The 25,103-nt window shown below is 33.7% G+C and carries 22 protein-coding genes; 11 read left to right on the forward strand and 11 right to left on the reverse strand.

Annotated features, from left to right (window positions below):
• Positions 1-2: 2 nt before the first annotated feature.
• Complete coding sequence (locus tag BUB80_RS12485) at positions 3-1,886, forward strand: monovalent cation:proton antiporter-2 (CPA2) family protein (RefSeq protein ID WP_073293293.1); 1,884 nt, start codon at positions 3-5, stop codon at positions 1,884-1,886.
• Positions 1,887-1,888: 2 nt separating this feature from the next.
• On the opposite strand, the gene BUB80_RS12490 is transcribed toward BUB80_RS12485, so the two are convergent.
• The gene (locus tag BUB80_RS12490; RefSeq protein WP_083547153.1) at positions 1,889-2,716 is read right to left on the reverse strand and encodes a head GIN domain-containing protein; all 828 of its coding nucleotides are present in this window, start codon (positions 2,714-2,716) and stop codon (positions 1,889-1,891) included.
• A 58-nt stretch (positions 2,717-2,774) separates the two neighbouring features.
• On the opposite strand from BUB80_RS12490, the gene BUB80_RS12495 reads away from it, so the two are divergent.
• The 4 genes from BUB80_RS12495 to BUB80_RS12510 all read left to right on the forward strand — a co-directional run bounded on the left by BUB80_RS12495 (position 2,775) and on the right by BUB80_RS12510 (position 7,105).
• Positions 2,775-4,916, forward strand: a complete 2,142-nt coding sequence (locus tag BUB80_RS12495; protein WP_073293295.1) for a M3 family metallopeptidase — start codon at positions 2,775-2,777, stop codon at positions 4,914-4,916.
• Between the two features lie 10 nt (positions 4,917-4,926).
• The gene (locus BUB80_RS12500; protein ID WP_139262675.1) at positions 4,927-5,775 is read left to right on the forward strand and encodes a hypothetical protein; all 849 of its coding nucleotides are present in this window, start codon (positions 4,927-4,929) and stop codon (positions 5,773-5,775) included.
• 4 nt (positions 5,776-5,779) lie between these two features.
• On the forward strand, positions 5,780-6,205 hold the full coding sequence (locus tag BUB80_RS12505) for a hypothetical protein (protein WP_073293299.1): 426 nt from the start codon (positions 5,780-5,782) through the stop codon (positions 6,203-6,205).
• 522 nt (positions 6,206-6,727) lie between these two features.
• On the forward strand, positions 6,728-7,105 hold the full coding sequence (locus BUB80_RS12510; protein ID WP_073293301.1) for a YchJ family protein: 378 nt from the start codon (positions 6,728-6,730) through the stop codon (positions 7,103-7,105).
• Between the two features lie 38 nt (positions 7,106-7,143).
• Here the strand turns inward: BUB80_RS12510 and BUB80_RS12515 are convergent, their stop codons facing one another.
• The 5 genes from BUB80_RS12515 to BUB80_RS12535 all read right to left on the reverse strand — a co-directional run bounded on the left by BUB80_RS12515 (position 7,144) and on the right by BUB80_RS12535 (position 12,688).
• On the reverse strand, positions 7,144-7,644 hold the full coding sequence (locus BUB80_RS12515) for an FKBP-type peptidyl-prolyl cis-trans isomerase (RefSeq protein WP_054513009.1): 501 nt from the start codon (positions 7,642-7,644) through the stop codon (positions 7,144-7,146).
• A gap of 112 nt (positions 7,645-7,756) precedes the next feature.
• Positions 7,757-8,008 (reverse strand): VF530 family protein, encoded by a 252-nt coding sequence (locus BUB80_RS12520; protein WP_073293303.1) that lies wholly within the window; start codon positions 8,006-8,008, stop codon positions 7,757-7,759.
• Between the two features lie 11 nt (positions 8,009-8,019).
• The gene (locus BUB80_RS12525) at positions 8,020-8,868 is read right to left on the reverse strand and encodes a hypothetical protein (protein ID WP_073293305.1); all 849 of its coding nucleotides are present in this window, start codon (positions 8,866-8,868) and stop codon (positions 8,020-8,022) included.
• A gap of 194 nt (positions 8,869-9,062) precedes the next feature.
• The gene (locus BUB80_RS12530; protein WP_073293307.1) at positions 9,063-10,085 is read right to left on the reverse strand and encodes an LLM class flavin-dependent oxidoreductase; all 1,023 of its coding nucleotides are present in this window, start codon (positions 10,083-10,085) and stop codon (positions 9,063-9,065) included.
• Between the two features lie 461 nt (positions 10,086-10,546).
• The gene (locus tag BUB80_RS12535) at positions 10,547-12,688 is read right to left on the reverse strand and encodes a S9 family peptidase (protein ID WP_073293359.1); all 2,142 of its coding nucleotides are present in this window, start codon (positions 12,686-12,688) and stop codon (positions 10,547-10,549) included.
• Between the two features lie 770 nt (positions 12,689-13,458).
• Here BUB80_RS12535 and BUB80_RS12540 point away from each other — a divergent pair.
• The gene (locus BUB80_RS12540; RefSeq protein WP_073293309.1) at positions 13,459-13,971 is read left to right on the forward strand and encodes a YceI family protein; all 513 of its coding nucleotides are present in this window, start codon (positions 13,459-13,461) and stop codon (positions 13,969-13,971) included.
• A 123-nt stretch (positions 13,972-14,094) separates the two neighbouring features.
• A complete protein-coding gene (gene ygiD, locus BUB80_RS12545; RefSeq protein WP_073293311.1) occupies positions 14,095-14,922 on the forward strand; it encodes a 4,5-DOPA-extradiol-dioxygenase in 828 nt (275 codons plus the stop codon).
• Between the two features lie 61 nt (positions 14,923-14,983).
• Here ygiD and BUB80_RS12550 read toward each other — a convergent pair whose 3' ends face one another.
• The gene (locus tag BUB80_RS12550; RefSeq protein ID WP_073293313.1) at positions 14,984-15,253 is read right to left on the reverse strand and encodes a hypothetical protein; all 270 of its coding nucleotides are present in this window, start codon (positions 15,251-15,253) and stop codon (positions 14,984-14,986) included.
• A 304-nt stretch (positions 15,254-15,557) separates the two neighbouring features.
• On the opposite strand from BUB80_RS12550, the gene BUB80_RS12560 reads away from it, so the two are divergent.
• Positions 15,558-16,718, forward strand: a complete 1,161-nt coding sequence (locus BUB80_RS12560; protein WP_175549605.1) for a carboxypeptidase-like regulatory domain-containing protein — start codon at positions 15,558-15,560, stop codon at positions 16,716-16,718.
• A 218-nt stretch (positions 16,719-16,936) separates the two neighbouring features.
• On the opposite strand, the gene BUB80_RS12565 is transcribed toward BUB80_RS12560, so the two are convergent.
• The 4 genes from BUB80_RS12565 to hutH form a co-directional block, all read right to left on the reverse strand.
• Positions 16,937-18,445 carry a S8 family peptidase gene (locus BUB80_RS12565; protein WP_073293360.1) on the reverse strand — a complete coding sequence of 503 codons (1,509 nt, stop codon included), beginning with the start codon at positions 18,443-18,445 and terminating at the stop codon, positions 16,937-16,939.
• Between the two features lie 126 nt (positions 18,446-18,571).
• Complete coding sequence (locus BUB80_RS12570; RefSeq protein WP_073293319.1) at positions 18,572-19,018, reverse strand: GNAT family N-acetyltransferase; 447 nt, start codon at positions 19,016-19,018, stop codon at positions 18,572-18,574.
• A gap of 73 nt (positions 19,019-19,091) precedes the next feature.
• Positions 19,092-19,766 (reverse strand): GNAT family N-acetyltransferase, encoded by a 675-nt coding sequence (locus BUB80_RS12575; RefSeq protein ID WP_073293321.1) that lies wholly within the window; start codon positions 19,764-19,766, stop codon positions 19,092-19,094.
• 87 nt (positions 19,767-19,853) lie between these two features.
• On the reverse strand, positions 19,854-21,341 hold the full coding sequence (gene hutH / locus BUB80_RS12580) for a histidine ammonia-lyase (protein ID WP_073293323.1): 1,488 nt from the start codon (positions 21,339-21,341) through the stop codon (positions 19,854-19,856).
• A gap of 130 nt (positions 21,342-21,471) precedes the next feature.
• Here hutH and BUB80_RS12585 point away from each other — a divergent pair, with 130 nt between their 5' ends.
• The 3 genes from BUB80_RS12585 (at position 21,472) to uvrC (ending at position 25,052) form a co-directional block, all read left to right on the forward strand.
• Positions 21,472-22,236, forward strand: coding sequence for a hypothetical protein (locus BUB80_RS12585; RefSeq protein WP_073293325.1), 765 nt, complete (start codon positions 21,472-21,474; stop codon positions 22,234-22,236).
• 102 nt (positions 22,237-22,338) lie between these two features.
• Positions 22,339-23,202 (forward strand): hypothetical protein, encoded by an 864-nt coding sequence (locus tag BUB80_RS12590; RefSeq protein ID WP_073293327.1) that lies wholly within the window; start codon positions 22,339-22,341, stop codon positions 23,200-23,202.
• A 59-nt stretch (positions 23,203-23,261) separates the two neighbouring features.
• Complete coding sequence (uvrC, locus tag BUB80_RS12595) at positions 23,262-25,052, forward strand: excinuclease ABC subunit UvrC (protein WP_073293329.1); 1,791 nt, start codon at positions 23,262-23,264, stop codon at positions 25,050-25,052.
• Positions 25,053-25,103: the final 51 nt, after the last annotated feature.

Here is a 25,103-nt window from a genome sequence, read left to right on the forward strand (position 1 = left end):
ATATGGAATCTACTTTAGCAATGAACACATTAATTTTCTTAGGCGTTGCCATTATTATGGTTCCGCTCGCTAGAAAATTTGGGCTAAGTTCTGTCATTGGTTATATTTTTGGAGGAATTATTATAGGACCTTATGTTCTCAAACTTACCGGAAAAGATGTAGATGGAATTATGCATGCCAGCGAATTTGGAGTTATCATGCTGCTATTTCTGGTGGGTTTGGAGTTAGAGCCTAAAAAGTTCTGGGATATGCGGAAGAAAATAGTGGGACTTGGGCTCACCCAAATGCTCCTCACCATTTCACTTTTATTTTTAATTTTCATTAGCGTAGGATGGAGAATTGATATAGCAATTTCGGTTGCCATGTGTTTTGCCTTATCTTCCACCGCCATTGTTTTACAGACTTTACAGGAAAAAAACAACCTTAAGACATTAGCTGGAGAAGCATCCTTCTCTACCCTTTTATTTCAGGATATTGCAGTGATCCCGATTCTGGCCATATTACCAATTGTTGCCAATTATAAGGCAAGTCATAGTGATAATAAAGTACAGGTTCTAATCCAAAAACTTCCGGAATGGCTACAGGCCGGCACCGTAATTTTAGGCGTAGCTATTCTTATTTTATTAGGAAAATATGTTTTCGTTCCTTTTTTAAGATATGTTTCAAAATCCGGAATGACGGAGCTTTTGACAGCCTCTTCCCTATTTTTGGTTATTGGTGTTTCAGAATTAATGGTAGCCATTGGTTTATCTCCCGCTTTAGGAGCTTTCCTTGCAGGAGTAATGTTGGCTAACAGTGAATTTCGCCACGAATTGGAAGCACAGATCGATCCGTTTAAAGGGCTTTTGCTCGCCGTCTTTTTCGTGAGTGTAGGTTCTACTATGAATTTTAATATTATTCAACAAGATCCTACTTTCATATTCAGCACTGTATTTGCTGTTCTAACCGTGAAATTTTTCGTGTTGTATGCGATTGGAAAATTTTTCAAAATAGATACTCCTCAAAGTTTATTTTATGCTTTTGCGCTTTCTCAAGTGGGAGAATTTGCTTTTGTATTAATTAATTATGCTTCAAACCTATATCTTTTAAGTCCGGAACTCAATGCACAAATGATGGCTGTAACAGCAATTACCATGTGTATTACCCCTTTCCTTTTGATCATTAATGATAAATTTATTACGCCGAAATTCATTAAGAAAATTCCGGAAGAAGAAAATGATTTTAATATTCTGGATAGCGATGTGAGCCAAAAGAAGATTATTATTGTAGGTTTTGGGCACTTTGGAAGTACTGTTGGGCGTTTATTGAAAGCATCTAAAGTTTCAGCAACCATTTTGGATAGAGACTCAGACCGTGTGAAACTATTAAGAAGTTACGGCTTTAAAGTGTATTATGGTGATGCCAGAAGAATTCCTATTCTAAGAGCTGCAGGCATTGAAGATGCTGAACTTTTGGTACTATGTCTGGATGATGCGGAAGATAACAAATTCATTGCAGATCTTGTTCGGGAGCATTATCCAAAGGTGAAAATTTTTGTGAGAGCTAGAAACAGGCTTGACGCGTACACCTACCTCAACAATGGGATTGATCATATTTACCGTGAAACCTTGGGAACAGCAGTTGATATGGCTGTTGATGTTCTCCACGAAACAGGAATGAGAAAATATGCGGCAAGACGTCTCGGGCAAAGATTTATGTCCATTGATAAAGCATCTATCAGAAGGTTGGCCAAAGCCAAAGAAGATGATGAAATTCTTTTATTTACCACAAAAGAAATCCTCCAACGAGAGGAGGAATTATTAGCATTTGATAATCTTAATTTTGATAATAAAAACTGGGAAGGCTCCCCATCTACAGAGGACGAAGATGAAGAACCTTCTGTTTAATTTTATTTGATATTGACGCTTCCGCCGCTACTTTCATCTTTTTTGATATTGGTAACGTTTCCTTTTTTGTAAACATTTACACTTCCACCAGATGAAGCTTCTGCATCTATGCTTGATGATGCACTAATTTCTACACTAGCACCACTTGAAGCATCAGCCTTTAAATTATCCGCCAATAGATCTTTTGCAGAAATACTACTTCCTGAAGAAGAACTTACATCCACTTTTTTAGCCTTACCGGAAATATTGATACTTGCTGCTGAAGAAGCTTCAACATCTAAATCAACAGCCCAGATTTTTCCGTCAAAACTACTGCTGCTATCGGCTTTAATATCAAATTCATTAGCTTCAAGATTCCCTGTTATACTTGCAGCACTCGAAACTTCAACGTCTGTTTTTTCTTGAGTAAATTTATCTTTGATATTAATACTTGCCGCAGAGTTAGCGATCAATTTAGAGAAATCTTTAGCGTAAATTTTAGCTTTAACATTGTGACCGTCCATTACTCTGATCCCCGATTTGTAATGAATATGTACTTTACTTCCAATTTTATCAATTAATATTTCATCAATAATATTAGCAGGCGCATATACCACGACTTTCTCTGTTTCAGATTTGATAATTTCAGCGTCAATAGCTTGAGAAACTTCGATCTCATCAAAATCTCCATTGTATTCTTTTTCCTGACCCGGACCATGATCTTTATTGGTCACCTTATCTACCCAATTTCCTTTATCATTGCTTTTGTCATTACTGTTTCTTTCATGTTTATCATTACACGAGGACAATAAGACGAAGGCCGAAAAAATAAAAATAGTTGTTGATTTCATGTTTACCGTTTTATACATTAAGTTTTTAATATCTTTATACTTTAATAACAACTAATTTATGAAAAATATTACATCGGTATTATTAATTTCTGCATTAGCATTTAATTACTCTTGTACTACAATGAAAAAAACCGATAATCAACAGGAAATTCCTGTACCGGATGCTTCTCTTTCATCAAATCCTTTTATGAAAAAAAGCAAACTTCAATATGAAGCTCCCGAATTTGATAAAATTAAAAATGAACATTTTAAACCCGCTTTTGATTTTGGGCTAAAACAGCACGATGCTGAGATTCTAAAAATAGCTAACAATCCTGACGCTCCAACTTTTGAAAATACCATTGTTGCTTTAGAAAAAAGCGGTGAAGTTTTAAAAAGAACTGTGATTGTATTTTCAAACCTTACCAGTGCAAACACAAACCCAACTTTACAGGCTTTAGATGAAGAATATGCTCCTATTTTTGCAGCACATTCTGATAAAATGTATTTAAACGACAATCTTTACAAAAGAATAAAATCTATCAAAGAAGATGGTTTAGATCCTGAAAGTAAAAGATTAGTGCAATTTTACAAGCAGAACTTTGAAATTGCAGGCGCTAATCTTTCTTCTGCGGATAAAGAAAAATTAAAGCAGGTAAACCAAGAGTTAGCTTCACTTTCTACTCAATATTCAAATAAATTATTAGAGGCAAGAAAAGTTGGTGGGGTTTTCTTTTCTAATGCAAAAGAATTAGATGGACTTTCGGCTGACGAAATTGCTGCTGCGGCAACCGATGCAAAAACTGCAGGAAAGCCTGGTCAATATCTTTTAGCTTTACAAAATACAACTCAGCAACCTTTATTACAAAACCTTACCAACAGAGCTACCAGAGAAAAATTATTCAAAGCTTCTTGGTTAAGAGCCGAAAAAGGTGATGGAAATGATACCAGAGAAACGATTGAAAAGCTTGCAAAATTAAGACTTAAAAAAGCGCAAATCTTAGGGAAGAAAAGTTTCGCAGAATGGAAACTACAAGACCAAATGGCAAAAACGCCTGAAGCTGCCACCAACTTAATGAACCAAATTGCTACTCCAGCTGTAGAAACAGCAAAACGTGAAGCGAAAGATATCCAAGATCTTATTGATCAACAAAAAGGAGGTTTCAAAGTTGAACCTTGGGACTGGAATTTTTATGCTGAACAAGTAAGAAAAGCTAAATTTGATTTAGATGAAAACCAGATCAAACCTTATTTTGAAATCACAACTGTTTTGGAAAAAGGGGTTTTCTTCGCTGCTGAAAAATTTTATGGATTGACGTTCAAAAAGAGAACAGATCTCCCGGTTTATCATCCTGATGTGGTAACGTATGAAGTTTTTGATCATGATGGAAAATCTATTGCAATTTATTATTTAGATTTCTACACAAGAGATTCTAAAAACGGTGGTGCTTGGATGAGTAATTTCGTTGAACAGTCTTATTTATTAGGAACAAAACCAGTAATCGTCAACTGTTATAATTATCAGAAGCCGGCTCCGGGGAAACCTTCATTAATTAGTTTTGATGATGTTTCAACTATTTTCCATGAATTTGGTCACTCCATCCACGGAATGTTTGCGAGTCAGAAATATCCATCGCTTTCAGGAACAAATGTACCGAGAGACTTTGTAGAATTCCCTTCTCAAATTAATGAACATTGGGCTTTAGATCCTATTGTTTTAAAAAACTATGCGCTTCATTACGAAACAAAACAGCCTATTCCACAAGCTTTAGTTGATAAAATTAAAAAAGCAGGAACATTCAATCAAGGATATATGACAACAGAATTAGTTTCTGCTGCCGAACTTGATATGGATTGGCATACTGTGACGAATGAAAGTCAGTTGATTCCTGTTTTAGATTTTGAAAAACAATCATTAGCAAAACACGGATTTACATTAGCAACCGTTCCTCCAAGATATCACACGCCTTATTTTGCTCACATTTGGGGAGGTGGATATTCAGCAGGATATTACGCTTATTTATGGTCTGAAACATTGGATAACGATGCTTGGGAGTGGATTGAAAAGAATGGTGGTTTAACAAGAGAAAATGGAGACCGTTTCAGAAAATATATTCTTTCTGTAGGTAATTCTGTTGATCTTAATCAGGCATTTAGAGATTTCACAGGACACAATCCTGATATCAAACCTTTATTGAGAAACAGAGGATTTATTAAATAAAATATCATTTATGGTATTAAATATTGGCATTAAAGTATTATTCTCTTTATCCATATTAATTCTGACTTGTTTTACGATGAAAAATAAAAGATTCGAAAGCAAGTCAGAATCTTTTTATCAGGCAAAATCTGATACAATTTCCGATTCAACGATAATTGAAATGGAAAAATGGGTGAAAGAAGAACGAAAATACTGGGATTCTACCTGTCAGGCAGAAACCAAAAGGGCTAAAGCAGACATTAAAAATAAAAAATTAGTTTATTTCCATTATTTCGGAATGGTAAAGCAATATCGGAGTAATGAGGAAATGAATGAACTTTTAAGAAAATACAATATTCAAATTGATTCTACAGCTAATTTCTGCACTGTCCCGTCTGAACTTCAAAATTGCTATGCAGCTTTAATGGATAAAGAAATTGACAGAAAGTTTGGCAGCAAATTTATTGATTCTTTAAGAAATGTTGCAGAAATAAAATACGTAAGAAAAAATCCTGAGAAAATTTACGATTTTCAAGAGTGTGATAGAATACCTAGATATTCGGGAGATAAAACTTATGACGTTTTTTTTAAAAGCTATGAAACAGACTTTTGGAAAAATATAAAATACCCTGATGATTTCGAATATCGAAAGGATAAAGACTACTATTCTTACATTTCAGCAGAATTTACATTGCATAAAAACGGAACTGTTTCGAATATCAGCATCAATTTGACATTTCAAAATAAAAAGAACTACAAATATTCATCTTACTTTATAAACGAAGTAAAGAAATTTATTATAAACACAAAGTGGATACCTGCAAAAACTATGGGAATTACTGTAAATAGTATGGTTCCATTAACATTACATTTTAAATAAACAAATGAAAAAAATTATTTTAAGTACATTAGTATTAGCCTTTGGAATCGTTGACGCCCAGACAGCAAAGCCACAGGCAAATAAAATAGACAAAGATCTTGTTGGTTTATGGAAAGGAAGTGAAAAAGATCAGCAAATAAGAGGCATGGAAAAACTGTGGGTCATGGAAAGAAAAGATAACGGTACATTTATGCTCCTTTTCACGACAGTTCAGGATTGTAAGGTTAACCAACACGTGGAAAAAGGACAGTGGTGGATTGAAAATGGCGACTTTCATGAGCTACACTTCAATTCCGGTCAAACAGATGTTTATAATTACCAGATTACTGATTCCTCACATGTGAAGTTCAGATCCAAAGAACAATCTATGACAATGGCAAGTGATGAATACACTTTTGTAGATACAAGAATTGAAGACGAAGATCAATAAAAAACAATAGGGAAGCATTCATTCATTTGGATGCTTTTTTTTGTTTAATTTAAACATTATCTTTTTTACGAATGATACCGTTTAATCTCTCGCAGATTTTGCAGATAACGCGGATGTTTACGTTTAATTTTAAATCTGCTCGACAAATAAAAAATATTCAGGATTTTCGTATTTCAAAGATTAGAAAAATGAACCATTCTTAAGGCTCAGGAAGAGGATATTTAAAAGCTTTCATTTGGATGCTTTTTTATTTTAAATGGTAGATGTTTTTTTTAATTTCCCACAGATTTTCATAGATGTTTGTGTTATATTTTATCCTGAATAAAAAGATTATGTGTAAACATCTATGAAAATCTGTGCGATCTGTGGGGGAAATATTCCTGCACACGTTTTGGCTAAAGCCAATTGGAATTAATTTATTATTTAAAAGGGCTAAAGCCCGTTCCTATTGATATAATATTTGTGTTATTAGTGAAAAAATATTCGTGTAAATTTGTATTTTGAAAATTAAAATTAGAAAAAATGAATTGTCCTTGCTGCTCAGGAAAACCTTACGAAGAATGTTGTAAACCTTATCATACAGGAGAAAAGAATGCGCCTAGCGCTGAGGCTTTGATGCGTTCAAGGTTTTCGGCATTTGCGATTCCCAATGGAAAATATCTGATGGAAACAACATCTCCAAGTAAAAGACAATTTCATAATACGAAAGATTTGCAGGAATGGGGAGAGCTTAATGAATGGACAAAACTGGAAATTGTGGACAAACCTTCTGTCAACAAAGTTGAATTTAAAGCTTTTTATACTGACCAAGACGGTCAAAAGCAGGTTCATCACGAATTATCTAAATTCAAAATGATCCAAAACCGTTGGTTCTATGTGAGTGGAGAATTTTTAGAATAAAAAAATGTCCGATTTCTTATCGGACATTTATATTGTTTTTAGTGAGCATCAGTTCCGTCAACGCCATGAGCGTGACCGTGTGATAATTCTTCTTCTGTTGCAGGACGTGTATTTAAAATTTCTACTTGGAAATCTAAAACTTTCCCAGCCATTGGATGGTTAAGGTCTGCTACTACAGCTTCTGGTGTTACCTCTACTACAAATGCCTGGAAGTTATTTCCTTCATTATCTGTTAAAGGTAAAATAGCTCCTACTGGAGGAATTCCAGCTTCGTTAAACATATCTATTGGCAATTGAGCAATAGCATCCGGTTGTTTTTCACCATAAGCTTCTTCTGGCTGAATTACAAAAGCTGCTTTATCACCAGCTTTCAAACCAAGGATATTTTGTTCAAACTTAGGAATCATCATTCCCATACCGTATAAGAATGTAAGTGGATTTTCTTCTGTTGTTTCTTCTACAAGAATTTTATTTCCATCCTCTTCGATAGTGTGAAGTATATACTTTACAGCTACAACATGATTGTTTTCAATTGTCATATTTTTTCTTTTTTTTCGTGAGTTTTTTTCACGATTAACGGCACAAATATACTATTTTTGAAATTATTGACCGAAGAAATACCTTCAAAGAACAATCTCAAACCTCGTGTTTTTAGTTTCCACTTTTGGGCTCATTCTTTTTTTTCTGTCTTAATACATACAGATACAGGCTTTCTACTTTAGTTCTTGCCCAATCTGTTTTTCGCAGAAACTTCAGAGAAGAATTAATGCTCGGATTATCTGTAAAACATTTGATATTGATTTGCTGCCCCAACTTCTCAAATCCGCCGTAATATTCTACCAGCTCTTCAAGAATAGCATCGAGTCTTTTTCCGTGCAGGGGATCTTTCGCTTTTTCGTGCATATTTTCTATCCTTAATTTTTGTTACTATTATTTTTTTCAGACTTTTCAATCATTTCGGTCAATTTCTTAAAATCCTTTTCATTCATGATCACAAGATTATTTGTTTTATTTCGCCACATACTTACAAAGTCTTTAGATACTATAAAATATTCTTCCCAATTGGTAAATTTATAATACAGCATTAACGTACAAATATCGGTAGGTGTTATCGTCTGCCAATTTTCTAATACATGAGAATGAAGTCCTGAAATGGTATGCTCTACTTTTTCATCTTTCATATTCTGAATAATAATTCCTTTATGAAGCTTCTCAACATTCTTAACTTCATTTTTATCATTAAAACTGATGAGATAATCATTTCCAAAAACAACAATATTGTCTACCGAAGGGCCGGTAACAGCATATACCTTCTTTATTTTGTCTTTCGTAATAATAGGAATTAAATTCATACTCGTATTATTATAATGTTTGAAAATAGTATCCGTCTTCACTTTTTCATTAGCGCTTTGCCGAATGGTAAAGTAATCTAATTCTCTTGTTGTAAAATCTCTTTCTACTAAGTCAAGTTTTGCATCTCTCGGATTGTAATTGGCAGGGAATGCAACTGTAGCTAAAACCTTATTGTTTTTAGAAAAGAAAATACATTTTGGAACGCCTCCATCTATATATGAAAAATAGCCCACTACATTTTCCATTTTATCATAATTTGCTTTCAAAACATCGGTTCCGTACCAGCTTGCCATCTCGCTTCTATAAAGCTCAATTCCTTCTTCCTGTATTTCCTTTGCTCTGGCTTTCAAGTCCTGAGCATTTATAATTGTTCCTAGTAAAGTAAATAAAGCAAGCCATAAATTCCTCATATCATATTTTGTTTTAACCAAAAGTAGGGCTAATATTCTCAATAATCTTTAAACTTTTTATATTTTAGTTTCATGAAAAAACTAGGACCACATATTATTCTGATTCCATTGCTGTTAAGTATTACTTCTCTTTATGACTCCATATAATTGTTAAAAAAAACCTCCATTGAAAAATTCAACAGACGCTCGTTTTATTAATTTTGAACAATTGGTTTTACTTTTTCACCAAACAATTCAATAGATTTCATCATGATGTCATGAGCAGGATCACCAATATCCATGTGCCCAATAAATCTGGTGATTCCGAAAATTTCTTTCATGTACGCAATTTTATCAGCTACTTCTGCCGGACTTCCGATGAATAAAGCACCATCTTTATTTCTTCCGCCCTCATACTGCATTTTCGTATAAGGAGACCAACCTCTGGAAGCTCCAATCCTATCCATTTGAGATTTATAATTATTGAAATATCCGTCTACAACATTTTGATCATCACTTACAAAAGTGTGAGAATGAATCGCAATCTGCATTTTAGATACATCATGTCCTGCCTTTTGATATTCCTGCTTATAAAATTCAATTAAATTTTTAAACTGAATGGGCATTCCTCCAATAATCGCAACCACCAAAGGCATTCCCAATTGTGCAGCACTTAAGACTGATTGTGGTGTTCCTCCAACTGCTCTCCAGATTGATAATTTACCATCATTTTTAGCTCTTGGATATACCGTTTGATTTTGCATCTGCGCACGAAGCTTTCCAGACCATGAAACGTTTTCTTCTGAATTAATCTTTAATAACAATTCTAATTTCTCATCAAAAAGCTGTTCGTAATCGTTCAAAGAATATCCATACAACGGAAAAGACTCTATAAAACTTCCTCTTCCTACGAATATTTCGGCTCTACCATCTGATATTAAATCTAATGTTGAAAAGTCTTCATATACTTTTACAGGCTCAGATGAACTCAACACCGTTACCCCACTTGCTAATTTTATATTTTTCGTGATACTTGCTGCTGCTGCCAAAACCATTTCCGGTGATGAAACTGCATAATCAGGACGGTGATGTTCTCCCATCGCAAAAACATCAATTCCAACCTCATCCATAGCTTTTACCTGCTCAAGAATTTCACGAATCTTTACCCCTGCATCTCTATATTTTCCGGTTGTCTGGTCGAAAGATAAATCGCCAAACATTCCTATTCCTAATTCCATATTTTCTGATTTTTAGATAGGACAAAATTACGGTTATCAATCTTCAAAAACATTGATCGATGGTAAGAACGGATCTTGTTCTTTTTCTTTTGAAAGTCTATAAGTATTTTTGCTTTTAGAATAAAAATATAAGCGGAGTGAAGAATTTTTTAACGCAAGGACGCAAAGATTTTTCACCAATATTATGTTTTTAAGGCGCAAGGATTTTATCTTCGATAAAATTTTATACGCTATATTTTGAAAATTTCCGATTTTCTTGTTTCTTATAACATATAAACAATATCATCATCAAAATCCTGTGTCTTTGCGATTCTCTAACCTTACAAAATCTCTTTAAGGTTGTCATTCTAGAATAACCTAGATTTTATTTACGTTCAAAAAGCTTTTTTCAACACTCAAATTCCCTAGCTCATAAAATTATTGAAACAAAAAATCCAGCCTCATCGGCTGGATTTCAATATTTATTTCTTCAAATTCTGATCAAAATAATCTGTTACTTTCTGCATCAAATGTACTCTGTCTTTTCCAATCACATTGTGTGGATGTCCAGGATAAACGAAATAGTCTAATTGAACCCCATTATCAACTGCAGACTTAATGAACTTGATAGAATGTTGCCAAACCACCACATCATCCTGCGCACCATGAATCATTAATAATTTACCTTTTAAGTTCTGAACTTTGTCCAATAAATTAGCCGTTGCATATCCTTGTGGATTCTCCTGTGGTGTGTCCATATATCTTTCACCGTACATGATCTCATACATGCTCCAGTCGATTACCGGACCTCCTGCAACCCCTACTTTGAAAACATCAGGTTTACGAAGCATGAAACTTGTTGTCATAAATCCACCAAAGCTCCATCCGTGGATTCCCATTTTTTCTGCGTCTACATAAGGAAGAGATTTTAAATAATCAACTCCTTTCATTTGATCGCTCATTTCAACTGTTCCTAGGTTTCTGAAAACAGCCTGCTCGAATTTTAATCCACGGTTAGATGAACCTCTTCCATCCATTGTGAAAATAATATATCCGTTTTGCGCCATATATTCATACCAAAGATTTCCTGAAGCCGGGAAAGTATTAGCTACCAACTGTAAGTGCGGACCGTTATACAGATAAACAATTACCGGATATTTTTTGTTAGGATCAAAATTCGTTGGAAGAATAATTTTACCATATAAAGGTGTACCATCATCCGCTTTCAGGTTTACATTTTTAATTTCAGGTCTCTGATAATTTTTCAATGTATTTTCAGCCGTAAGAATATTAGCTACTTTCAATGTATTTGTGTTGATAATATTAGCTACTTTCGGTGTGTTGGCATTGCTGTAGATATCATATAAATGATTTCCATCACTGCTTAAAATTCCTGTGTGAACTCCTTCTTCACTGTCTAAACGTTCCATTTTGAAGCTCGTCCAGTTTATTTTATACAAATGCTTTTCTAAAGGAGTTTCTTTGGTAGAAGTAAAGAATATTTCTTTTTTCTTTTCATTAAAACCTAAAATATCAGTCACCAACCAATCTCCTTTTGTGATCTGAGCAACCAATCCTTTTTCTAAGCTATAATGGAATAAATGATTGTATCCCGTTCTCTGACTTTGCCAAATGAAATCTGTATTAGAATTCGGGAAGAACGTTAGCGGGTGTTGAGGTTCAACATATTTATCATTTGTTTCTTCAAACAATGTTTTTACTAAATTTCCTGTAGCAGCGTCATACTGATTCATTTTCATATGATTCTGACCTCTGTTCAACACTCCAACAAAGATGTATTTAGAATCCGGACTCCAGGTAATTGCTGTTAAATATTGATCTTTCTCCCCTTCCACTTTTAGGAAAGTTGTTGATTGGTTTTTAATATTATAAACGCCCAACGTAACTTCGTGAGACTTTTGTCCCGCCATTGGATACTTGATATTATGATTCACTGCAGGCGTTACCGACCAATCGATCACAGGATAATCTGCAACCATTGTTTGATCCATTCTATAGAATGCTACACTTTCTGAATTTGGAGACGGGAAAATTCCTGTGTCAATTCCGAATTCATTTCGGTGAACATTTGCCGCACCATTCAGGATGTTTTCGTTGGACTCATTTGTAACAGCAATGGCTTTTCCATTTTTATTAACAAATAAATTATTCTTTACTGTATACGCAAAAGTCTGATTATCGCTAAACATTTTCACGTTGGCAGCTTTTTCATCTAAAGAAGCTGAGCTTTTTACTTTCCAGTCGCTTCCAGATTTATCAACCCAGATCATTTGATCATTCGCGTTGAAGTATCCTTGAGATTTACTGATAAATTTGATCTGCGGAACTGCTTTTAATTTGTTGTCTGAAAAACTTCTGTTTAACTGCGTTAAAGAAACCAAAGTATCTTGCTTTGCCGTTTTTAAATCTGTAATCAAATATCCGCCCTTCACTGCCTGAATGTAAGACTTACCATCTCCAGACCATGAAAACTGAGAAATATTTTTCACCGCTAAGTTCGTTCTCAACCCATTTACAGCCTCTGCCATCGTGAATTTCTGAGTCTGAGCAAAAACCGATCCGCCCAAAACTACCATCAATAAAGAAAATCTATGTAATTTCATTGTATAAAATTGAATCCACCAAAAATAAGAAATAAAAGTCATCCGTTAAGAAATGTTAAATTAAAAGATTCGTAAAATAGGATTAATCGTTTCATAGAAATTAATTCTTAACTTCATTGTATAATTTTTATTTGATTTTCGTTGGTTTTTATAACTCTGTCAACAATAATTTTACGATGTCTTTGCCATTCAGAGCGGAATGTAGTGGAGCGTGGAATCTAAATTCATGCTGTAATTATAATGGTTGAGATTCTTGCGGAATGACAAACTGTATGATGATTGGTTATAAATATTTTGATGTTTTGAGAAATGAAATGTTGAAACGTAATTTTTCTAACTGTTAAAGCAAACCTAACAGGTTTTGAAAACCTGTTAGGTTTAGATGTATAGTTTGAAAAAAATTTGAGTATAGATTCCTCCTGAATGACAAAGTGGATGGTAATGGATATAATATTGTGATTAGATTGCTTCGTCGCTTCGCTTCTCGCAATGACAGATAGTAATAATGGCGACCACCACCCTAGCCCTGATTGCAATGAAAATCCTTTAAAAAAAAAAAGATTGCAATGGAAAGCAGGAAATAGCTCCTTAAAAATAAGCAATGAATAATTGGTAATGAGCAATAGATTTCCTCTTCGCCAAAATGAAAGTTAGCTTACATGATTATAACAAAAATTAGTAGAAAATCATTTCTTATCCTACGTCAATGATTTGTACCTAAGTCTTATCCTACATTTGTATCATAATTAACAATAACAAAATATATTACAATGGCAACAAAATGGAACCTAGACCCAACGCATAGTGAAATTACTTTCAAAGTAAAACACATGATGATCTCTAACATTAAAGGAAACTTCACCAACTTCACTGCAGAAATTGAATCTGAGGATGATACTTTCGATAATGCTAAAACCACTGCAACGATTCAAACTGATTCTGTTTCAACACATAATGCAGACAGAGATAATCACCTGAAATCTGCAGAGTTTTTCAATGCAGAAGCTAACCCTACAATTACTTTCGATTCTCAGGCTTTGAATGGTGATGTAACAGGAAATTTAACGATCAACGGAATTACAAAACCTATCACTCTTGATATCGATTTTGGAGGTATCAATGTTGATCCTTGGGGAAATACGAAAGCTGGTTTTTCTTTTGAAGGAAAAATTAACAGAAAAGATTTTGGATTAAACTGGAATGCAGCTCTTGAAGCAGGAGGCGTAATGGTAAGCGAAGATGTAAAGATTGCTGGTGAATTACAGTTTGTAAAACAAGCATAATAAAAACGGATTTTTGGGGAGCCCAACGGGACGAATTAACCTAAAACATCCAAAAAATTTAATCATAAAAGGTTCAGGGATTTTCTAAAAACCTTGAACCTTTTTCTTTTTTAATATTACAGTATGAATCTCAACGATCTACAAAACATCAGTGACAATTTTCAAAGTACACAAAGAATGCCTGTTTTATTTCTTGGGCATGGCTCGCCGATGAATGCTATTGAAGAAAATCAGTTTGTGCAAGGTTTCAGAAAAGCGGCAACAGAAATTCCGAAACCGAATGCCATCTTATGTATTTCTGCCCATTGGTATACACAAGGTACTTTTGTAACGGCAATGGATATGCCGCGAACGATTCATGATTTTGGCGGTTTTCCGAAGGCGTTGTTTGATGTAGAATATCCTGCTCCCGGAAGTCCGGAATTGGCCAAGGAAACGGTGGAACTTTTATCTCCTATTTTGGTTGAAGAAGATCATAATTGGGGATTAGATCATGGCGCTTGGTCGGTGATCAAACATATGTATCCTGATGCGGATATTCCAGTGATTCAATTAAGTATTGATTATACAAAACCTCCGCAATATCATTTCGAATTGGCTCAGAAATTAAATAAACTCCGCGAAAAAGGAATCCTTATTATCGGAAGCGGAAATATTGTTCATAATTTAAGATTGATCGACTGGAAAAATATCGATACCGTTGGAGCCGGCTGGGACTGGGCTATTGAAGCCAGAGAGAAAACCAACAATTGGCTTCTGGATGGTAATTTCCAACCTATTATTGACTATCAGAAACAAGGAACATTTTTACAATATGCCGTTCCCACTCCGGATCATTATTTACCGTTGATCTATACGTTAGGATTGAAAGATAAGTCAGAAAATTTAGCTTTGTTTAATGATGAATTAATTGGCGGTTCGTTGAGTATGACGAGCGTGAGAATTGGATAAAAATTCACAAAAAAAATAATCGGAAGACAAATCCTCCGATTATTATAATGTACGTGTATTCTTAAATTTTATGTATAGAGACTACATGTGGCTGCCCTTTAATGGGCTTATAAATTTCTATAATCGCTTCCCAAACTATATCTGAAGGAGGCATAGATGCGTTACATCTGTAACGATAATTGGTACCATTCACCAATTGTGTTGACACTTCTTTAGGGGTATATTTTACTCCTACGAATCCGTGCATTGCTTCATCAAATACTTTTTGATCTTCCGGGGTAAGAGCATGATACTTTGTCCATCCTCCTACTACTAATTCTTGTGTTGCCATGATTAATATTTTGTTTTGGTTCCTACTCTTTTGGCCTTTCGGATAACGCCCCGTTTATAGATGGTTTCTGGTCTCCATGCTGAGTTGTTTTCTAATACAGATTTGCTTTGATAGTATTGAGATTGGTGATCAATTTTATCATGAAGTAAAAATGTATTGATTTGATTACATAACAAAGCTACTATACATAAAAGAGATATGATAGCGTATATATACTCAATTTCTGGAATGCGTATAATTACTTGTTTTCTGATTGTTTTTTTTATCACTAAAAAAATAGTAATATTGTTTTACCATGAAAAAAATGATATTACTATTTCTACTTTTACTTCCTCTTTATAGTTCATTTGCTCAGATCATTAAAGGTACTGTCGTGAATGATGCCGAACAGAAAATTGCCAATGTTAATATTTATCTGGATGGAACAAAAATTGGTACTACCTCAAAAGAAGACGGCAGTTTCAGCCTTAATCTATCTTCCCAAACCATAGGAAGTTTGGTTTTCCAAAAGGAAAATTATGAAACTTTTACTACGAACCTTTCCGAAGTTCTTCATAAAACATTGAAGGTTGTTTTAATTAAAACCAACACCATTGAAGAGGTTAGAATTATCCCGTATACTGAAGAAGCCTATAAAAATTATATTAATTATTTCCTCGATACTTTCATAGGTTATGACAGAGAAAATGTAAGGATTAAAAATCAGTGGTCTTTAAAATTTGCCTACGATAAAACAAATAAGATCCTAAAAGTAAAAGCTCCACAAACTTTAATTATCGAAAATAAAAACTTAGGCTACGAGATACAATACAACCTCATTAGCTACGCTGCCAATTTTGATTCTAAAATGGTAAATTATACAGGAACAAGCTTTTTTAAAGAAACAAAAAACTCAGATAAAGTAAAGCTCAACAGAATGAATGCTTTTGACGGAAGTTTACTACATTTTTTCCGAAGTGTTTATAACAATAAGGTTTCCGAAGACGGATTCATTGTGAATAAAGTAGTGAAAGTTCCCAATCCGAAATACCCGACTGAAGAAGAACTAAAAACGTTGAAGAACTTTTCAGAGATGATTAAAAATTCAAGAAACATAAATATCCCTGAAGATATTAGTGATATTCTAAGACGAAAAAATAATGAAAAGCCTTACGCGCTGGCGATCACAAAAACAAAAATTCCAGATTCCGATTATGTAAAACGATCTGGTGATAAAGTCCTTTTTAGCTTTGCAGATATGCTTCAGGTAAATTATCCTAAATATTTTTTTGAACGCAAAGGAAAAGATTTTGTTAAAAGTACGATTCCTGTGACATTGTCTTCTTTTCTTCATCCCGAAGGTGAAACATTTGAAGTTTCAAAAGATGGAAACATCACAACGCCAGATTTACTAATAACTGAAGGAGATTTTTCAAAAAATAAAATTGAAAATATGCTTCCTTTGGATTATCAATTAGGGGATTAATGTAGACTTATTTAAATTAATAAAAAATTTAACCACAAAAGTTGCAAAAGATCTTACTCGTGTAAATTCAAGTTGATCAAAGTTCATAAAAGAATAATGATCAAAAGTTTTTAAAACTTATTTGCTTATAACTTACATCGAAGTAATAAACTTAAAATTATTTAAGCATTCAATCTTTTGTTCCTTTTGTGGTTAAAGCTAAATTTTCAGTTTACATCTTACTGAACTGCCTGTAAAACATTAATATTCCCATATCCGTAATCTGAATTAGGATTTGGATAATACGTTGCAGACTGTCTCATTTTATTCAATACCTGCTCTCTTGTCCATGATGGATTTTTAGACCAAACCAACGCAGCGATTCCAGCTGTAGAAGCAGTGGCCACAGAAGAACCTCCTACATAATCAGTTTGAGCATTATAATAACTTAGAACTGGAATATTACTTCCTGAGGCTCTTTCCATTTGGTAGGTAAAATCAATTTCAGCTCCTGAATGGCAAACATCACATTTCTGATTGGATGTGTTTTCTTTTACTCCGGTGATTGCCTGTGTTTCTGGCATCCAAGCTGGGAAAATAACTCCAACAAAATTGGTAAAACTTGTAGAAGTTCCACCTGCACAGAAAATTAATTTTCCTTTAGAATAGGCATATTTCACTCCATCTTCAATTTTACCCACTGAGAAAATATGCCCCATAGACATGGAAATAATTTTCACACTGTTGTTATTAGCCAGTTCTGTGAAAGCTATTTTCACTCCGTTTTGTTCATGGTATCCATCCAAAACAACATTGGTTGCGGCACGATAAGCAATTAGATTAGCATTATAAGCTACTCCCACAGGTTGCCCCTGATTATTTCTTGGAGCCGCCATTGTTGAAGCCATCTTTGTTCCGTGTCCACATTGATCATTGGGTCCGTCGTAGCCTGTAGCCCAAGGCCAAACAGAATCTACATGCACTCCAATTTTACTAATTGTTCTTCCTGATGATGACCCATTATTAAAGCTACTTCCCAACAGACTTTGCTCAGGAGAAACTCCAGTATCAATTAAACCAATCGTTACTCCGGCTCCTGTGCTATAGCTCCAAGCACTGGTAATATTATGTTTGTAAAAAGACCAAGGTGCCTTTGCATTGGGAGTTACGGTTGTATAGTCGGCAGCATTTAAAGCAATAGATTCAAATCCGCATCCTGAAGAACTTCCGCTAGATTTTGCGGTACCGTTGAATTTATTTTCATTTTCGAAATAATGATAATCTGCAGGCTCCAGATAACGAATATTCTTCATTTTACGAAGAGCAATAACTGTCTCCTGCTTTTCAATGGCAACATCCATCTGGTTGAGGTATTTGTCAGAAGTAAGTAAGACTCTGCCTTTTTCCTTTCCTTCATATTTCTCAATAAGCGCTAGAATTTCATTTTGAATTTGTTCATTATCTGAAGACAAACTTCTGTCAAAGTCATCTTTAGAAGAACCAAAGCCAATAGAAGCGACCTTGTTTCCCTGAAAAATAGAACTCCACACAAGATGGTCGGAGGATTTTGCCCATGAGAAAGATCCTGTGTTTTTGATAGACTCATTAATTTTTCCGTTAATTTGTTTTGCATCGAGAGGATCTTTTTGAGCAACCTCTATTTGGGCTACCTGATTCTGAAGTTCGTCTCTGTTACATGAAACCGCCACAAAGAGCAGAAACATCACATAAAATACGTTTTTTTTCATATAAATAATTTTGGTTTGGAGCTTCAAGATATCACTTTATATTGAATTACAGATATTTGAAAAATTAAATTAACATTACCTGCATATCAATTTTCATGAAGCTTAGTCCAAAATTTTTATATGAAATTAAAGACGTTTTTCGTAGCAGACACTATTATCAATACCCATGTATTGTCCGTAATTAGGAATTCTTTGATAGCCACTTTTTTCATACAAAGCAATGGCTTCAGGTTGCTTGATTCCTGTTTCCAAGACACACTTTTTATAACCCATTTCCTTAGCCCAGTTTTCTAATTCTTTTACGATCATTCCGGCTAATCCTTTTTTTCTAAAATCCGGATGCGTGTACATTCTTTTGATCTCCACCGTATCATCATCAAATTTTTTAAAAGCGCCGCAAGCTGCAGGATTATGATCTACATACATTACGATACAGTTTTTGATCATATCAATTTTGTTGAATTGATGATAAAATGCATGATACTCTCCGTCACGTATGGCTAAATCGGCATCAAGATGTTTTACTAAGTTTTGAAAGTCTATGTTTGAGGAATCTGTTTTCGTTATTGTCATCGTTTTATATTATTAGCACAAAAATAATTGATTTATTTTATGTTCTCACATATCAAGCAGAGTTTGCAGATGATCACATGTGTTTTTCAGGAATACTTGCTATAAAAATACAGCTATCAACATCATTTTTATTGTCAAAATCGTTATACGGTTCGTTATATAAAATTTCACTTTCTTTTGTTAAAATCATTCTCCACTTATAATTTCCAAAAAAAACAATTGGTGATATTAATTCATTTGTATTTTCTTTTACCTCAAATTTCCATTTGTAGCTAGTTTCATAATCATCAATAATCTCTATTGTATTTGGATATAATTCAGATTCAGTAATTGTTTCATTTATATCTTTTATTGCCTTAAACATTTCTACTTTATCAGAATTTATGTTTTCAGGAAAATATTTAAACCCTAATTTCAACCAATAGAACTTACTTTCTTTAGGGGAACAATGTAATGTGAAACAATAATATTTCTTGTTTTTATATTTCTTGAATATTTCTTGAAACATCTTTTTACCTATCCCTTTATTACGATATTCATTTTTAACTTCGGCAGTTTCAATCTCAATTATAATATCATTCCTAATTGCACTTAAACAATAAAATCCTATCGTATCATTATTATATTCTGCAACAACTAATTTTTTGTTTCGAAAAGAAGAATGGAGGTGTGTTTTTTCAAGTCCCCATTTTTTTATATCCTCAATGTTTTTATTCGTAGGGTTAAAAATAATTTTCAGATTTTCCATTTAAATATATTTTTATATTAGACCAAATTTAAAAGAAAAAAGCTCCCTTTTTCAAGGAAGCTTTCATATCATTTTTAGTTTTGAAAATTAATTCACAACAAATTTTCTATCATTAATTAATTCAGCAATAGCAAGCATATCTTTTCCAATTAATCTGTCTTCTTCCAGTTTGTCAACTTTAGAACGGATTAGGGCAAAGTTTTCTTCAATAATTTTTGAACATTTTGCAGGTCTTCTGAATTCCAGACCTTGTGCTGCAAACATTAATTCCACTGATAAAATATTAACCAAATTCCCAAGAACCTGATTGAATTTTCTACCCGAAATACTTCCCATCGAAACGTGATCTTCCTGCCCTAAACTTGTCGGAATTGAATCTGCAGAAGCGGGGAAACATAGTGTCTTATTCTCTGTTACCAATGCCGCAGAAGTATATTGAGGAATCATGAATCCTGAATTTAATCCAGAGCTTTCTGTTAATAATCTTGGTAAACCGTATTTTCCTTCCAATAATAAGTAACTTCTTCTATCAGAAATATTTCCTAATTCAGCCGCAGCCAATGTTGCATAATCTAAAGGCATTGCCATTAATTGTCCGTGGAAATTTCCTCCTGAGATAGATTCTTCAGCACTTAAAACAATCGGATTATCTGTAACAGAATTTAATTCTGTGTTTGCCATTAATTTAAGATGTTCAAAAGCATTTCTGCTCGCTCCGTGAACCTGAGGAACACATCTCATAGAATAAGGATCCTGTACACGCTCACACTCTTCGTGAGCCTTCATGTTTTCAGAACCTTTTAAAAATTTTACCATTCTGGCAGCCACTTTTTTACTTCCTTCAAATGGTCTGATGTCATGAAGTTCTTTTTTAAATGGACTTTCAGAACCTCTGTAAGCTTCTAAGCTCATTGCTGCTGTTAAATCAGCAAGATCCAAAAGATATTCGAATTTCTCTAATCCTTTAATGGCATGTGCTAAAATAAACTGAGTTCCGTTAATTAGTCCCAATCCTTCTTTTGGACCTAAAGTCAATGGTTCAAGATTGTGTTTCTCTAATATTTCAGCAGTTTCGAAAATATGATCTCCTTCCCAAACCTGTCCTAACCCTAAAAGTGGTAAAACCAAGTGCGATAAAGGCGCTAAATCTCCCGACGCTCCAACAGAACCTTGCTCAGGAACTACAGGAATGATATCTTTCTCCAACATGGTAATCAATCGCTCGATCACCTCCAAAGAAACTCCTGAAAAACCTTTTGACAATGCATGCACTTTAGCAATGATCATGATCTTTGAAAATTCTTTATCAATAGGTTTACCTACGCCTACTGCGTGAGAAATAATTAAGTTATATTGTAATTGTGCTGTTTCGTCAGCAGAAATTTTGGTATCGCAAAGAGGGCCAAAACCTGTATTGATTCCGTACACACATCTGTCGGACTCTACAATTTTCTGAACGTTTTGCTGTGATTTTAAAATTTGATCTTTTGAAGCTTTATTAAGTTTCGCTTTTTTTGGATTTTTGCAGATTTCTAATACATCATGAAAACTGAAAACATCTATTCCGTATATCATTGTCTTAATTTTGCTTAAAATTACACTTTTAACCACAACTGTAAAAGTAAAATTTCAGCCCTAATTTATTTTTCAAAACAAGTGATTTAATTTATTACATTTACGTCCGAAAATAAAAAAACAATAACCCATGAAATTTAAAGCTTTACTGCTTGCCTTTTGCTTTGTAAGCGTTGCATCTTTTGCCCAAGACAAAGTAAAATACTCTAAGGAAGAGAAACAAAAAATGGAAAAGTATCTTTTTAATGAAGGATTCAACACACCATCTCCTAAAAAAACATCTACCCTAATTTTAAAAGACGGAACTACTCACAAAGGATTCTGTAGTAAAATTGATACTAAAAAAGGACAAATCTTTGAAGTATCTATCAAAGACAGTATCTCAAAAAAGAATATGACTTTCAATGCTGAGCAAATTGACGAAATGTATGTATATCCCAGCAATGCCGAAAAGTTTGCAAAAGTAGCCAAGTACATGGGAAACATCAGAAATATTGGAACAAAAAGTTTAAATAAAAGTACAACAAATGGTCGTATTTATTTTGTAAACCAAACCGTTTCTCTAAAAAATAAGAAGGATGATAAAGAATTTTTAATGCAGGTAATCAACCCTGGATTTGACGATATCATTTCTGTTTACCACGATCCTAGAGCGAAAGAAACAGGAGGTGTTTCATTTGGTTATGGCCCTCAGTTGGGTGGTGGAGTTATTAAATCTTATTATGTTAAAAAAGGGGATAAAGTAATGTGGCTTCACAAAGATGATTTTGAAGACAACTATGATTTCCTTTTTGGAGACAACAAAGAGTTCATGAAAAAATATCCTAAAAAATCTGTTGAATGGGACTACTTAAGTTTCTTAATCAACGAGTACACTCAGATGACAAACGGATAATACATCCAATTATATAATGTACAAAGCTGTAGAAATTTTCTGCAGCTTTTTTTGTTTTTAATGAAAAATTAGAAATTGTATTTTAGCATTAAAATTATCATCATGAAACTTTACCTCAACACAATACTGATTTTCAGTTTTTTATTTTGGGGAGCCTTGGGACGGATTTTTAAAGGCTGCTCAAAAGCAGATGATGTAGCTCATGCAGGTAGTTATGTGAAAAATCTTGATCATATTCCCTATCAAACCAATTATAAAACGATGGGGAGATATCTTACGTCTGAGGCTGTTATTAAAGATCCAATTTTATTTAAAAGAAATCTGGAAGTCACCGAAATTATTGATAATAAAGTTATTAATGATTTGAAAATGAAAGATCCGTCCATAAAAAGTCAGATTGATTATATTGATGAAAAATTTCTTCCTTCCGAAAGAATAGCCGAGTATCAAAAAATCATTGAAAAACATGCAAAAAACATTAATTTTCAAGATTATAAAAAGCTGTTTAAAATGGTGAAATTGGCTTCTAAAATGAAGAAATTTTACACTTTGGATGGCAACGTGAAAGATGATAATAAAGAGTTACCAGAAAATTACACCTATTCGAAAAACGGTTTTTATGTTCATATCCCGAAAGGGTTTTATGAAATAACTTCACTCCAAAATCCTATTATTGATAAAATTTGGATGAGTGACAATGCTATGATTACGGTTTATTCTTTTGAAAAAAATGATAAAAAATCATTAGAAGAATGGAAAAATTTCAAAGGTGAAAACCGTAAAATATTACAGTTATTTGAAAGTGAAGAAAGACTTATTAATCATTCAGTATTTTTTGAGGGTGAAAAAATTTATGGTTTATTAAAGATTTTAAAAGAAGGAAATAAGATTTTATTCGTAGAAGTAAGCTTTGACGACCATTTATCTTATATCGACAATCGAAAAGATTTGTTATCTAAAATTTAAAATAGGTTAAAAAAATATTAGTATCAACAGATAAAAGCAAAATTCCGTAATTTTGTTCTATGAATCCTTCTTTAGAATTACAACTCAAAACTTTACCTTCCGAACCCGGTGTATATCGTTATTACGATAAAAATGAACACTTATTGTATGTAGGAAAAGCAAAAAATTTAAAGAAAAGGGTTCTCTCCTATTTCAACAAAAACCTACCGGGATACAGAACAAAAATAATGGTTGGCAAGATCCAGCGATTAGAAACTACCATTGTAAATAGCGAATATGACGCCCTCTTATTGGAAAACAATCTGATAAAAGAACATCAACCGTTTTATAATGTCATGCTGAAAGATGACAAAACGTATCCTTGGATCTGTATTAAAAATGAAAATTTTCCCAGAATCTTTTTAACAAGAACGAAAATTAAAGACGGTTCAGAATATTACGGACCGTATGCAAAAGTGCGTCCTGCAAAGATTTTATTGGAAACGATTAAACATATTTACAAGCTCAGAACTTGTAATTTAAATTTAGCGCCAGCCAAAATTTCAGAAGGAAAATATAAAGTTTGCCTTGAGTATCACATCAAAAATTGCGAAGGACCTTGTGAAGACTTGGAAAGCAAAGAAGATTATGATGAAAAAATAGATGCTATCCGTGGAATTGTAAAAGGAGATTTCCGAAAAGCAAAGGAGTATCTTGTTAATCAGATGATGAAACATGCTGAAAACTTACAATTCGAGCAAGCCCAAATCATTAAAGAAAAACTGGATATTCTGGAAGATTACCAGTCAAGAAATACCGTTATGAATCCTAATATTGACGATATAGATGTATTTGGAATGACGAGTGATGAGACGGCTGCATATGTGAATTTCTTTAAAATAAGAAACGGAAATATCATTCAGAGTTTCACCACAGAAATTAAGAAAATTCTTGAAGAAACCGACGAAGATATTCTGGAAGAAGCGATGATTGAAATTCGCCAAAAATTTGATTCAGATTCTAAAGAAGTTTTACTTCCTTTTCACTTATCTGTTGAAATTCCGAACGTGAAATTAATCGTTCCCAAAATGGGCGATAAAAAACGAATCGTTGAACTTTCCGAGAAAAACGCCAAGGAATATCGTTTAGAAAAATTAAAGCAGGTTCAGATCATAGATCCCGAAAGACATGCCAACCGAATCATGGCAGAGATGCAAAAACTACTGAGAATGCCCGTTGAACCAAGACATATTGAAGGTTTTGACAACTCGAATATTCAGGGAACCAATCCTGTTTCGGCATGCGTTGTTTTTAAAGATGGAAAGCCAAGCAAGGCAGATTACAGAATTTTTCACCCAAAAACGGTGGAAGGAGCCAATGATTATGCCACGATGGAAGAAGTGATTTACCGTCGCTATAAAAGATTATTGGATGAAGGAGATGCATTGCCACAATTAATTTTGATTGATGGTGGAAAAGGGCAACTGTCTTCTGCTGTAAAAAGTTTAAGGTTATTAGGTCTTTATGGAAAGATTACCATCGTCGGGATCGCCAAAAGATTAGAAGAAATTTTCTTCCCAGAAGATCCTATTCCTTTATATCTTGATAAAAAATCTGAAACCCTTAAAATTCTTCAAAGAGTACGAGATGAAGCCCACCGTTTTGGAGTAAAACATCACAGAACCAGAAGAACAAATTCTACCATAAAATCTGAACTGGAAGAAATTCCGGGAGTCGGAGAAAAAACAATTGAATTACTTTTATCTAAATTAAAGTCGGTAAAACGTATAAAAGAGTCTAATCTAGAGACGTTGGAAGAGATTCTTGGAAAGAGTAAGGCCAAGGTAATTTGGGAATTTTTCAATCCATAAAAAACAAAAAAAGCTCTTGAATTCAAGAGCTTTTTATATGTTAATGTTTAA

Origin of the sequence: Chryseobacterium polytrichastri (assembly GCF_900142445.1) — a bacterium.
In the GTDB taxonomy this organism is placed as follows: domain Bacteria; phylum Bacteroidota; class Bacteroidia; order Flavobacteriales; family Weeksellaceae; genus Chryseobacterium; species Chryseobacterium polytrichastri.

Coding starts and splice junctions, on each gene's coding strand:
- BUB80_RS12485 (WP_073293293.1), top strand. CDS start 3: ATGGAATCTACTTTAGCAATGAACACATTAATTTTCTTAGGCGTTGCC.
- BUB80_RS12490 (WP_083547153.1), bottom strand. CDS start 2,716: ATGAAATCAACAACTATTTTTATTTTTTCGGCCTTCGTCTTATTGTCC.
- BUB80_RS12495 (WP_073293295.1), top strand. CDS start 2,775: ATGAAAAATATTACATCGGTATTATTAATTTCTGCATTAGCATTTAAT.
- BUB80_RS12500 (WP_139262675.1), top strand. CDS start 4,927: ATGGTATTAAATATTGGCATTAAAGTATTATTCTCTTTATCCATATTA.
- BUB80_RS12505 (WP_073293299.1), top strand. CDS start 5,780: ATGAAAAAAATTATTTTAAGTACATTAGTATTAGCCTTTGGAATCGTT.
- BUB80_RS12510 (WP_073293301.1), top strand. CDS start 6,728: ATGAATTGTCCTTGCTGCTCAGGAAAACCTTACGAAGAATGTTGTAAA.
- BUB80_RS12515 (WP_054513009.1), bottom strand. CDS start 7,644: ATGACAATTGAAAACAATCATGTTGTAGCTGTAAAGTATATACTTCAC.
- BUB80_RS12520 (WP_073293303.1), bottom strand. CDS start 8,008: ATGCACGAAAAAGCGAAAGATCCCCTGCACGGAAAAAGACTCGATGCT.
- BUB80_RS12525 (WP_073293305.1), bottom strand. CDS start 8,868: ATGAGGAATTTATGGCTTGCTTTATTTACTTTACTAGGAACAATTATA.
- BUB80_RS12530 (WP_073293307.1), bottom strand. CDS start 10,085: ATGGAATTAGGAATAGGAATGTTTGGCGATTTATCTTTCGACCAGACA.
- BUB80_RS12535 (WP_073293359.1), bottom strand. CDS start 12,688: ATGAAATTACATAGATTTTCTTTATTGATGGTAGTTTTGGGCGGATCG.
- BUB80_RS12540 (WP_073293309.1), top strand. CDS start 13,459: ATGGCAACAAAATGGAACCTAGACCCAACGCATAGTGAAATTACTTTC.
- ygiD (WP_073293311.1), top strand. CDS start 14,095: ATGAATCTCAACGATCTACAAAACATCAGTGACAATTTTCAAAGTACA.
- BUB80_RS12550 (WP_073293313.1), bottom strand. CDS start 15,253: ATGGCAACACAAGAATTAGTAGTAGGAGGATGGACAAAGTATCATGCT.
- BUB80_RS12560 (WP_175549605.1), top strand. CDS start 15,558: ATGATATTACTATTTCTACTTTTACTTCCTCTTTATAGTTCATTTGCT.
- BUB80_RS12565 (WP_073293360.1), bottom strand. CDS start 18,445: ATGAAAAAAAACGTATTTTATGTGATGTTTCTGCTCTTTGTGGCGGTT.
- BUB80_RS12570 (WP_073293319.1), bottom strand. CDS start 19,018: ATGACAATAACGAAAACAGATTCCTCAAACATAGACTTTCAAAACTTA.
- BUB80_RS12575 (WP_073293321.1), bottom strand. CDS start 19,766: ATGGAAAATCTGAAAATTATTTTTAACCCTACGAATAAAAACATTGAG.
- hutH (WP_073293323.1), bottom strand. CDS start 21,341: ATGATATACGGAATAGATGTTTTCAGTTTTCATGATGTATTAGAAATC.
- BUB80_RS12585 (WP_073293325.1), top strand. CDS start 21,472: ATGAAATTTAAAGCTTTACTGCTTGCCTTTTGCTTTGTAAGCGTTGCA.
- BUB80_RS12590 (WP_073293327.1), top strand. CDS start 22,339: ATGAAACTTTACCTCAACACAATACTGATTTTCAGTTTTTTATTTTGG.
- uvrC (WP_073293329.1), top strand. CDS start 23,262: ATGAATCCTTCTTTAGAATTACAACTCAAAACTTTACCTTCCGAACCC.